At 31.5% G+C, this 11,703-nt stretch carries 10 protein-coding genes; 2 read left to right on the top strand and 8 right to left on the bottom strand.

Annotated elements, in window-relative coordinates:
• Positions 1-69: 69 nt before the first annotated feature.
• Positions 70-615, bottom strand: a complete 546-nt coding sequence (locus D1818_RS00705) for a DUF4440 domain-containing protein (RefSeq protein ID WP_118455395.1) — start codon at positions 613-615, stop codon at positions 70-72.
• Between the two features lie 244 nt (positions 616-859).
• Between D1818_RS00705 and D1818_RS00700 the strand changes: the two genes are divergently transcribed.
• Positions 860-1,510, top strand: coding sequence for a Crp/Fnr family transcriptional regulator (locus tag D1818_RS00700; protein WP_118455393.1), 651 nt, complete (start codon positions 860-862; stop codon positions 1,508-1,510).
• 10 nt (positions 1,511-1,520) lie between these two features.
• Here D1818_RS00700 and D1818_RS00695 read toward each other — a convergent pair whose 3' ends face one another.
• From D1818_RS00695 to D1818_RS00680, 4 genes are all read right to left on the bottom strand, one after another.
• A complete protein-coding gene (locus D1818_RS00695; RefSeq protein ID WP_118455391.1) occupies positions 1,521-2,075 on the bottom strand; it encodes a porin family protein in 555 nt (184 codons plus the stop codon).
• Between the two features lie 140 nt (positions 2,076-2,215).
• Positions 2,216-3,115 (bottom strand): Ppx/GppA phosphatase family protein, encoded by a 900-nt coding sequence (locus D1818_RS00690; RefSeq protein ID WP_118455389.1) that lies wholly within the window; start codon positions 3,113-3,115, stop codon positions 2,216-2,218.
• 5 nt (positions 3,116-3,120) lie between these two features.
• Entirely contained in the window at positions 3,121-5,226 is a 2,106-nt protein-coding gene (gene ppk1, locus D1818_RS00685) for a polyphosphate kinase 1 (RefSeq protein WP_118455387.1), read from the bottom strand.
• Positions 5,227-5,232: 6 nt separating this feature from the next.
• Positions 5,233-5,718 (bottom strand): histidine phosphatase family protein, encoded by a 486-nt coding sequence (locus tag D1818_RS00680; RefSeq protein ID WP_118455385.1) that lies wholly within the window; start codon positions 5,716-5,718, stop codon positions 5,233-5,235.
• 397 nt (positions 5,719-6,115) lie between these two features.
• On the opposite strand from D1818_RS00680, the gene D1818_RS00675 reads away from it, so the two are divergent.
• A complete protein-coding gene (locus D1818_RS00675) occupies positions 6,116-8,296 on the top strand; it encodes an OmpA family protein (RefSeq protein ID WP_120752412.1) in 2,181 nt (726 codons plus the stop codon).
• 8 nt (positions 8,297-8,304) lie between these two features.
• Here the strand turns inward: D1818_RS00675 and pdxH are convergent, their stop codons facing one another.
• The 3 genes from pdxH to D1818_RS00660 form a co-directional block, all read right to left on the bottom strand.
• Positions 8,305-8,949: a pyridoxamine 5'-phosphate oxidase gene (gene pdxH, locus D1818_RS00670; protein ID WP_118455381.1), complete on the bottom strand. Its 645-nt coding sequence runs from the start codon at positions 8,947-8,949 to the stop codon at positions 8,305-8,307.
• Positions 8,950-9,055: 106 nt separating this feature from the next.
• Positions 9,056-10,678 (bottom strand): S8 family peptidase, encoded by a 1,623-nt coding sequence (locus D1818_RS00665; protein ID WP_118455379.1) that lies wholly within the window; start codon positions 10,676-10,678, stop codon positions 9,056-9,058.
• 117 nt (positions 10,679-10,795) lie between these two features.
• Complete coding sequence (locus tag D1818_RS00660; protein ID WP_118455377.1) at positions 10,796-11,701, bottom strand: ribonuclease Z; 906 nt, start codon at positions 11,699-11,701, stop codon at positions 10,796-10,798.
• Between the last annotated feature and the right edge of the window lie 2 nt (positions 11,702-11,703).

Below are 11,703 nucleotides of genomic sequence, written 5' to 3'. Positions count from 1 at the left end.
ACTCTATTGAGTACTATGTTCTTATTAAGTATTGAGTTTTAAGAGTGTTTTTAAGGAAGGTGTGGAATTCTATTTATCCGAATTAAACATATCATACTCTATAAGCCAATGGCCATTTTCTTTTTTCCATAGAATCACATAAGATCCCTCGAAAACGTGCTCTTTTTTTGAATCTAAATAACCGAGCATATGACATCTTTGAAATGCTACATCCATTTTTCCGAAAAACTGTAATTCATCTTGAAAAAACTCAACTCTATCTACTGATTTTACACTTAGAGAAAATTCTTTTTCAATTTGGGTTCTACCTATTCTAGGTTTGACTCCTGGTTTCATAAAAACGGCACCTTTACTCGTGTATTCTTCGGAAATCCCTTTTGGATCTTTATTCTTCCATTTAGATTCGAAACGACGATCCGCTTTGTCAATAAGTTTTGCCTCTTTTAAAAGATCTTTTTCAGTGATATTTTCATTTCCGAAATAACTAACGACAGAATCTTTGTATTTAATTTCGGCCTGAGTTGATTTGATAATTACCAAGAATGATGATGAAAAGATTAAGACAAAAATTCCGATAAAAAACGTCCAAGTTGGTTTTAGACTAACTGTTTTCATAACTGGTTTGAGTTTAAGAGTTAAAAATTAATATTTATCAGATTCGAAATTATAGCAGCTTCAATTTTTTAGCTATAAATATTCTAACATAAACTTTACTTTATTATAGTTATGAGCGGTAATAAATGATATGATTACCATAAAAAAAATATGTAATAATGATAATCAAACATGATTTTAAACGTTAAATCGATATTATTTTAACATTTCATAAAGATTTACTGTAAAAAATCAAAAAGAGAGAATGTATATTAATTTATTAGATGGCCTTATAAAGGCTAATCAATATAAGCGGAACTGCTATGATCAAAAAGAAATTATAACTAATCAAGAATGCATATGTAACAAATTCTACCTTATAAAAAATGGAGTCGTAAAAGTTAGTAGTATTACAGAAAGAGGAGATGAAGTAATATTATTTGTACTAAGCAAAGGGCAAGTTTTTGGTTCGAACCCAATTATAGATAATTCGTACATAAACCACTCCTGTGAATCGCTTAACGAAGAAACTATATTGTACGAATTTGATATTCAGCATGTGAGGAATTACATAAAAGAAAATCATTTCAAATATAGAGATATACTGATTGCGCTAGGGAATCAATATTTCCAATTAGAAAGAAGAATACAAACTTTAACAAATAACAGCGCGGAACACCGATTAATCAATGCCCTTCTAGAATTCATGGAAAAGTTTGAATCAATATCAGATAATAATCAAAGTATCATCATTGATATACCACTCAATCAAGAAGAAATCTCTAATTATATTCGGGTAACAAGAGTTACCATTAATAAAATAATTAATAAACTAAAAAAAGACCTACTAATTGAATCTAATCAACAAAAAATTATCTTAAAAAAGAGCTTTTTTGACTATCAGAAAGGATTTTAAAGCAAAGTAATTATAATCTATATCCAACGGATAGTTGAATATTTCGGTTTGATCCGTCTATGTTTACACCAGCTCCATCATCAAAAACATTAGACAATCCAAAGGCATAACGAAGATCTACAAAAAAGTTGTCTGTTATATTCGCTCCTATCCCTATAACTCCGGCAAAATCAAATGTACCAAAATCAGTATCACTAGACTGATTATCCTCCCATTCCCATATCTTAAGACCAACTTGTGGTCCTAATTGAACATTAAAAAGATCGGTAATATTATATTTTACCATTACAGGTAATTGAAGATAATTAACGCGTAAATCTCTATCCTTATTTCCTTGTCCAGAATATTGAAATTCTGGTTGTAATCTTAATTTATCCGTTAATCTATAGTCTGCTAAAAAACCTACTACAACACCTATTCTACTCTGATCTAAATCCCCAGTAATATCATCAGAACTAATAGAACTTAAATTTGCTCCTATTCTAATTCCATATCTTGATTCCTGAGCATTAATAGTAACAGTACCTATAAATAAGGTAAATAGTAAAAGTAAAATTTTATTCATAACATAAGTATTTATAATCAATTTGGTTCTTAAAGCAATTTAACACAAAAAAAGTGATTTTAAAGATTGTGTAGATACTTTAGACCAAATATTCGAATGATAAATCGACAAAAAGCCAGTAAATTGATTTTTTATGTCTTTTATCGATTTTCTAATTTATCGCTATATAGTGATTTTATAATTCCATCAGAGAGACCAATTTTGGGAACAAAAATTTCTTGAGCACCACTCCATTTCATAGCGGACAAATATATTCTAGTAGCTGGTAAAATTACATCTGCCCTATCCTGATTCAGGTTTAACTCCCATATTCTCTCTTCATATGACAGCGAATTTAATAAATCATAATAGGAGCTTAGATATAAGAATGAAAGTGGTTTTCCATTACCTTTTCCACTGTTTTTAAAAATATTATTTATGTTTCCACCGGATCCGATCAAAGATAATCTAGAATATCCTTTAGTTACATTTCCAATCCATTCTTCTACTTCTTTCCAAGTACTTTCGGAAACAACATTGTTCAACAGCCTTACTGTTCCTAACTTGAATGATCTAGAAGTTATCGTTTTTCCATTATGATATAATGTAAACTCAGTGCTACCACCACCAACATCTACATATAAATAGGTAGCATCAGAATTAATCAAATCATGAAGGTCGGTCATCGCAATAATTGCTGCTTCATCAGAACCATCAATAATATCAATCTTTATTCCTGTTTTTTCTTTAATCAGATCGGCCACTTCTTTGCCATTTTCTGCTTCTCGCATTGCAGATGTAGCGCAAGCTTTATATCGAACTACTTTATGTGTTTTCATTAGTAGGTGATATGCCTGCATAGCATCTATCATTCTAGTAATATTCTCTTCGGAAATTTTATTCGTTAAAAATACATCAGCACCTAATCGAATCGGAACACGAACTAAACTGGTTTTTTTAAACCTAGTAGTCTTTCCTTTTTCTTCGTGGACGCTACTGATCAATAATCTAACTGCATTAGAACCTATATCAATGGCTCCATATTTTTCTATAGTCAACAAAATATCTAATTTCCTAGTTTTCTTAAATAATAATCATACGTGGTGATCTGAGATCTTACTTTCGTATTATTGTTTCGAATATACCCATTATCCTGATTCTCTGAAAGTTTTCGTGCCTTCACATTATCACTCCAACAAATTTCGAAAGTATCCATTAGCTCTTCTTTAATATCTGTATCATAAATAGGGCATGTTATTTCTACACGTCTATCAAGATTCCTTCTCATCCAATCCGCAGATGATATATATACTTTAGGATCTCCGCCATTTTTAAAAATCAAAAGTCTTGGATGTTCCAAAAACTTATCGATTACACTTATTGCCCTGATATTTTCGCTCATTCCAGGAATTCCCGGAATCAAGCAGCATATTCCTCGAATAATTAAATCAATCTTCACTCCAGCTCTACTTGCTTCATATAATTTATCAATCATTGAGTAATCACTAAGGCTATTTAATTTTAGTTTAATACCTGATGGCTTACCTTCCTTACTATTCTGTATTTCACTATCTATCAACTTAACCAAAGAACTTCTAGTATAATGCGGAGAAACTAACAAATGCTTATACCTACTTACCTTATAATTAATTTCAAAAAACTTAAATACCTTATTTGTTTCCTTTAGGATAGCTTCATTTGTTGTAAATAATGTATAATCAGTATATATTTTTGCGGTAGATTCGTTAAAATTCCCTGTACTTATGAACCCATATCGTTTTAATTTCCCTTTTTCTTCTCTCTCAATTACACACGCTTTACAATGTACTTTTAAGCCCGAAACTCCGAAAATAAGGTTTACACCTTCTCTTTGCATTTGTTCTGCATATCCAATATTTGCCTCTTCATCAAATCTTGCCTGGAGCTCAATCTGTACAGTCACATTCTTTCCATTCTTTGCTGCATTAATTAAAGAACTTGCAATATGCGAGATACTCGCTAATCGATAGATAGTAATTTTGATCGTTTTCACTTTTGGATCAATTGCCGACTCTCTCAAAAATTTTACGGTATAAGAAAAGGTGTGATAAGGCGTGTACTGCAAATAATCTTTTTTTGCAATTTTATCTAACAAACTACCTTGTAAACTTAAACCAGGGATAGTTAAAGGTAATAAGGGTTGATATACCAATTCTTTTTTACCTAAATCAGGAAAATTCATATAATCCCTACGATTGTGATATCTACCGCCAGGAATAATACTATCTGCATTATCTACACCCATTTTTTCCATTAAAAAATTAAGGGTATCCTTATCTATGGTTTTATCATAAACAAATCTTACAGGTTCTCCATCTCTTCTCGATTTTACACTACTCGAAATTTTTTGTATAAAACTTTTACTAAAATCGTTATCAAAATCCAGCTGCGCATCTCTAGTGATTTTAATCATATGTGCAGAAGCACTGATGTAATCAAAAATACTGAAGTTAATTTGCATACAGTACCTAATCAAGTCATCCAATATAATAATGTATTTCTTACCATCTTTTTCTGGTAATACTACAAAACGATCTGTGTTCTTAGGTATCTCGATTAAGGCATAAATTTTTTCTTTAGTTTTTTGATGTAATATCTTGGATATTGTTCCTTCTTTAGGTATCTTATCTTTTAGCACTAATTTTACCGCCAGGTAAGCAACACTATCTTTAAGATGTGGAAACTTATCAAGGTCATTTAATATATAAGTTACTAATGCAGGGCTAACTTTATCGACAAAATATCTACGTATGAAACTATCTTGTTCGGTAGTTACTTGATTTTCATCAATGATAAAAATATCGTGCTCTTTTAGTTTTTCTCCAATAGAATTAATGGTTTTTAAACTTTCAGACTGTTGCTTGATTACAATTTTAGTAATCTGTTCCAACAATTCACTCGCTGTTTTACCTTTAAGAACATTCTTACCATCACGGCCGGCAAGATCTATTCTTTTAATTGCAGCATATCGTACCTTGAAAAATTCATCTAAATTATTTGAAAATATACCTATAAACCGTAATCTTTCTAATAATGGCACACTATCATCAGATGCTTCTTGTAATACTCTAGCATTAAATTGTAGCCAACTTAACTCCCTATTTATATACTTATTAACTTGATTTTCTACCATTTAACTTTATCTTAATTCCTTTGGAAATAGGGTAAGTACGGTTTTTCCTACCTCTATATCACTCCAATTTTCGACATTAAACTGAATACCTACGACTCCCGCGGTGGGTAAGTTATCTATTACTTTACTGCCATAAAGATTTGCTATAGATGTAAATGCATGATTGTGACCAAAAATCATTAAGGTATTAATATTCTTATCACAACTTTTTATTACATCTATAACCTGATGACCGCTAAAATCATAAAGTTTTGATTCTAAACTGAATACATTTTCGTTAATATCAAGATTACCTAAAATAATTTTTGCGGTAGTTTTTGCTCTTTCTGCATCACTACTTATTACCTTATCTATAGTATTAACAAGGGTTTTTAGTCTTTTACCAATTAAATCCGCATCATTTAACCCTCTTTTATTAAGAGGTCTTTCGTGGTCTTCTAAATCAAATTCCCAAGAAGATTTAGCGTGTCTAATAATGTACAAAGTTTTCATGCCTCAGGATTATTTTAAACAATATAAATTATATATACGCAAGTTTAAGAATAAGCATTTACAATTCTAAGTATTATATCATAAAAAAAACTCCTCGATAATAAAAAAACGTCTCATCAAAAAAATATTTCAGATTAAGTTAATTAGATATAGATCATATCATAATTTATTGTGAAAAAAAATCGCTAATTCAATGAAAATGAGTTAAATAATTAAGTGCATTTAATCGATGAAACTGTATTTTATATCGAAAAGAACAATTTTTACTTACATAATCAAATGTTAAAATTTAAATTTACCTACGGTTTCCCCTTAAAATGAAGACAAGTACCCTAACTAATTAGATACAATTTAAGAACAAAATTTAAGTTAACCTATAGGGATTAAATAAGGAAAAGTGGAGAAAATTTGTAGACAAATAATAGATTTTAAAAAGGTGAATTTTAGCCTTGTCATTGCTATACTATATTTTTCGTTTAATATATATGGTCAGGTTGAAGTGCCTCTTGAAAAAAGAACTGAATTTACCATTAAAGGAGATTTTAAGTTCGTTTCTAATACTATTTTAGGAAAAGTAAGTAATGATGATGGGACTGATGTTTTTAACCCAAATAAGAGCTATAACAATGGCGGGTTAAATAATCAATTTAGAATGGGCTTTATAGATATAGATAATGATCCATCTACTTTTAACTCTAGTAGTGCGGATTTAGATATTACTTCTGGTTGTGCTTCCATTAAGCATGTAGGCTTATATTGGACTGCCGCTTATGCAGACGAAAACAGAGAAAACGATATTACTTCAATAAAAATTAAATATCCTGGTAATGAATCTTATACCCCTATTACAGATGCTACTGTAATTCATGACTACTATAATGATTCTAAATCCTTGTTCAAGCAATACTCCTGTTATAAGGATATTACTGATCAGATTATGAATCTTGAAGATCCAACAGGAACATACACTGTAGCCAATATTCCAGCTACAACATCAGAGATTAATGATGATGCCGCTCTTGGAAATGGTTTAGCAGGTGGCTGGACAATGGTTGTTATTTATGAAGATACTTCAAAACCTAGAAAACGTTTTTATGTCTATGATGGTTTTGTAAATATTGACTCCAAAGCTAAACCTGTAGAGTTTTCTTTTGATAACTTCCAAACGATTCCAGAAGGAGCTGTACACGGAAAAATCGGGGTGATTTCTTATGAAGGAGATAAAGGAATACGAGGAGATCGTTTTCAGGTAATGTCTAATGAAACGAATAAGTACAAAGGAATTACGGACAATACAAATCCCATGAACAATTTCTTTAACGCTAATATAACGGAAAACGGAAAAAATATTACATCCAGAGTTCCTGCCAGTCAAAACACATTGGGGTATGATGCTGACCTATTTGATATAAAAAACCCAAGAAATAGTATAATCGGTAACAATCAAACAAAATCAAGCTTTCGATTACTTACAGATAATGATGGATATTCTGTTATGGCGGTAGCTTTTAGTGTGGAAATATACGAACCAGCTATTCAAATCATAAAAAGATCGCGTTATACTGACAATAGCTTTGTTTTTCCTAACGATATGGTGGCACCTGATCAGGATATAATTTACAGTCTAACTATTAATAATGATGGTAATGACGATGCAAAGAACACAGTTATAAAGGACATACTTCCAGAAAATGTACTATTCGCTGAGGAGTCTGTTGTGCTTCCTTCTAAAAGAATTAAAGTATCCTACGATAAACCTTCCAGAACGTTGAGTTTTTCGATACCAAACAAAATGGTAAAAATTGATAGCGAGCCTTTTGAGATTAGATATGCAATTAAAGTAAATACTAGTTGTGATCTAATAAATGAAACAGGTGAGGTTACTATTTTAGATCAACCGGTTATTGCAGAGTTTAATGGTTCTTTTAATGATACTAAAAAATATTCTAAAGGTTATAATTACATGAATAAATGTAATCTTCCAGATTATTACCAACTTAAGTTAGCTGTTGATATGAGTGGCTTAAATTGCCCTAATGCCAATACTAATTTTGTGGACAGAACAAAAGAATTGGATAAAAATCTTGTAGAATTAAACACATCAAACAAATCAGAAAATACAGAAAGTACTGGAATCAATAATGATGATGTAGTTAAAACGGAACAAGATCCAACATCCGGATTAACATCTGATATAGAATTAAATAAAACTCTAAATGACCTAATCAAATTAAATGAAATTTATTTTGAATTTGATAAATGGGATATTACTGAAAGAGCAATTGTAGAGCTTGACAAGGTAGTATCATTAATGAAACAGGAATATCCTGATATGATTATCAAAATAGAAACACACTCTGATAGTCGTGGAGATACTGATTATAACTTAGTATTATCACAAAAAAGAGCGGAGTCTATATTTAGGTATTTAGTTGATCAAGATATTTCTGAAAACAGAATACTTTCTTATAGAGGGTTTGGAGAAACAAGACCTGTGAATAACTGTCTTGATGGACAGGATTGTGAAGAAGATGAATATCGCAAGAACAGAAGGTCTAACTTTGTTATAATGGAATGATCATTTGTTTAAGGTGACAATCTTTCTCTTTTCCAAGTATTTTTTTTAGCAACATACCTAATTCTATCATGTAATCTATTAGGTCTACCTTGCCAAAATTCAAATTCGATTGGTTTTACACAGAAACCTCCCCAGAAATCAGGCTTTGGTATTTCCTTATCTTGATACTTCTTTTCTAATGAAGCTAGTTTTTCTTCTAAAATTTCACGTGACTCAACAACATGGCTCTGATCAGACGCCCAAGCACCTAATTGACTTCCTCTAGGACGAGATTGAAAATAGTCATTACTTCCTTCTTCAGATATCTTATCGACCTCTCCTTTAATTATAACCTGTCGCTCTAAATTCGGCCAGAAAAAGGAAATACAAACTTTATTATCATTGGCAATAGCTTTTCCCTTTTCGGATTGATAATTAGTATAAAACACAAATCCATCATTATCGAACTGTTTTAATAAAACGATTCTTGCCTTAGGAAAACCATCTAAACCAAAGGTAGTTAGCGTCATGGCGTTTGCTTCTTCTACTCCGCCAGCTTCTTCAACCTCTTTAAACCAACTAGAAAACAACTGAACAGGAGATTCGGGCAACTCGCTTTCTTCCAATGCCTTTTTATCATAAGATTTTCTATAAGCCGTAAGATCCCTATTCATTAGAAAAAGAGTATTTAATTAAATAAACAATACTGTAAAGGTATACAATTTTTGATTTAAATGAAGAACCAAAAACAACAGTTCTGATTCTTTATTTAAAACTATACTATCTTTTTAACAGCATCGTATGATACAAGGAGTTAGTACTCGCTACTTCATATCTTACAATATATAAGCCACTACTTAAATCAGAAACATCCATTGACGAAGTAACATCATTAAATTTATTTGCCAATTTTCCTGTAGTCGTATAAACAGATACCGACTTAATCTTTATATCAGAATTAGTTTTAAACTGTACTATGTCCTGTGCGGGATTTGGGTATAATAAAAATTCATGATTAGATTGACTAGGAAGATCATCTATAGAGAGTACTTGATCATTCATCAATGCCTGTAAACTTTTAAACAGGTTTAATCGACCACCAGTAGTCGTTATATCCTCTAAACTAGTATTTGGGTCAACATTATCTAAAATATAACCACGCACTTTCATTGCTGCTTCTTTTGGATTACTTATTGCCAATTCTGCAAATGTATTACTAGGAGCGGCATACAATAAAGCTATAGCGCCTGCAACGTGAGGTGTTGCTCCAGAAGTACCTCCAAATCCCCCATAACCGCTTCCAGAAGTTATTGTGTACGCATTTTCACCGTGTGCACCAAGATCAATAGTAGTTTTTCCAAAACCTGCGAATCTAACTTTTTCGTCATCTTGATTCATATTAGTAACTGAAATCAGAAAATCACTAGGGCAAGCTGTTGGCAAATCTCCTACAATATCTATATTCTGATTATCATTAATTGTTGCGCCAGCATTCAAAATCCCATGCTGTCCTAACTCATCATATAATGCACACCATAATGGAGCATCTTCCGGTTGACCAAAATCAACTCCCCAAGAAGCATTTGTAGCAACTACAAAAGCGCCTTTTTCTCCATTGGTCTCATTATATAATTTTCTATTGTCTAATATATAAGAATACGCTCTGATAACTTCTTCTTCAACACCTGTCCCTCCATCTATAGCCATTATTTTCACATCCCAATTCACTCCAGCTACTCCAAGATTATTATTTCCTTTTGCTCCTATTATTCCACTAACTGGGGTTCCGTGTCCCAAATCCCCAACATTATCGTCATTAGTCGCAGTATTCCATCCTTTTACGTCATCCACATATCCATTCCCATCATCATCAATATTGTTTCCTGCTATTTCTTGTGAATTCATCCAAATATTACCTTGCAGATCTGGGTGATCAAATTGGATCCCATCATCAATAACTGCAACCACTATTTCATGACCGTTAGCAGTTGTGCCCCCGGTTGTAATATCCCAAGCTTCATCTGCATCGATATCCTTGTCATTTTCTTGAAAATATTGCCATTGTCTATCATAACGAGTATCATCAGGCATAGTTGCTCTCTTTTCAATAATATGATTTACTTGAACGATCAGTGTATTTTTATTTCGTGATACACTTTTTAAAACATCTTCCATTTTTACTGCATTCGAATCAAAACTGTATTTCCAAATATTTAATGATTTTGAAACTAAAACTGGATTACTCAATTGTGTACTTGACTTCCTAAAGTCTTGTAAAAAAGATTTAGAAGAATAATCTTTTTGAAGTTTAACCAGAACTTCTCCCGGAATATATTTTTGTTGTTGACTAAAGCCTAAATTGGAAATCAAAAAAAGTAAAAAATAGAATAATGCCTTTTTCATTGGTGATTTGTTTAAAATATTATTCGATACACTCTGTTATCTTTAATTAAGAACAAATTACCTTAAAAATACCCTACTTTTATTAAAGGTTAATTTTAAAAACTAAGAATTTTATAATTAAAAAGTGAAAACTTTACCATCATCCCCTACTTCAACATTTTCAAAAACTGTTAAAGCTTCGTCTTTAAATTGTTCAATATTATCATACCTTGTAGAATAATGGCCTAAAATCAAGTTTTTTGCATTAGCCTTTTTCGCAATGGTCGCTGCTTCGATAGCAGTACTATGTCCAGTTCTATGGCATAAATGTTTATGACTCTCTAAAAATGTAGACTCATGATACAAAACAGTGACTTCATTAATTAAAGGGATTTTACCTTCATCATATCTAGTGTCACTACAAAAAGCATAACTTTTAACAGGTGTAGGGTCCTCAGTTAATTCTGCGTTTGATATCACGCTCCCATCGTTTAATATCGCATCCTTACCTTTCTTTATAGACTTATAATATGCTTTATCAATATCATAATTAAGCACCTTATTCATTACTAGTTTTCTATCTCCTGGCTTTTCTTGAAATAAAAAACCATTACAATAAATACGATGCTGAAGTGGGATTGTATGCACAGTTACCTTATCATCCTCATACACTAACTCGGAATTTGAACTAGTTAATTCATGAAAATGCAAAGGGTAATCAGTCCAAGAATTAGAAAGCTTTAATTGTAATGTAATCGCTTCTTTTATCCCCTTTGGCCCATATATATGAAGTGGATTTTCTCTATTTAGCATCCTAAAAGTAGAAACCAAACCAACTAAACCGAAAAAATGGTCTCCATGAAGGTGAGAAATAAAAATATGATTGATCCTGGAGAACTTTACCTTATTTCTTCTAAGTTCCACCTGAGTACCTTCTCCACAGTCGATAAGAAAAATGTGATTATTTATTTCTAATACCTGAGAAGTTGGGTTCGTAAACGTTCTGGGTGTTGCCGAATAGCAGCCTAAAATTGTTACTTTCAATT

It is taken from the genome of Aquimarina sp. BL5 (genome assembly GCF_003443675.1).
Lineage (GTDB): Bacteria > Bacteroidota > Bacteroidia > Flavobacteriales > Flavobacteriaceae > Aquimarina.
This window is presented reverse-complemented; position numbering and strand designations above follow the sequence as displayed.

Coding starts and splice junctions, on each gene's coding strand:
- D1818_RS00705 (WP_118455395.1), bottom strand. CDS start 615: ATGAAAACAGTTAGTCTAAAACCAACTTGGACGTTTTTTATCGGAATT.
- D1818_RS00700 (WP_118455393.1), top strand. CDS start 860: ATGTATATTAATTTATTAGATGGCCTTATAAAGGCTAATCAATATAAG.
- D1818_RS00695 (WP_118455391.1), bottom strand. CDS start 2,075: ATGAATAAAATTTTACTTTTACTATTTACCTTATTTATAGGTACTGTT.
- ppk1 (WP_118455387.1), bottom strand. CDS start 5,226: ATGGTAGAAAATCAAGTTAATAAGTATATAAATAGGGAGTTAAGTTGG.
- D1818_RS00680 (WP_118455385.1), bottom strand. CDS start 5,718: ATGAAAACTTTGTACATTATTAGACACGCTAAATCTTCTTGGGAATTT.
- pdxH (WP_118455381.1), bottom strand. CDS start 8,949: ATGAATAGGGATCTTACGGCTTATAGAAAATCTTATGATAAAAAGGCA.
- D1818_RS00665 (WP_118455379.1), bottom strand. CDS start 10,678: ATGAAAAAGGCATTATTCTATTTTTTACTTTTTTTGATTTCCAATTTA.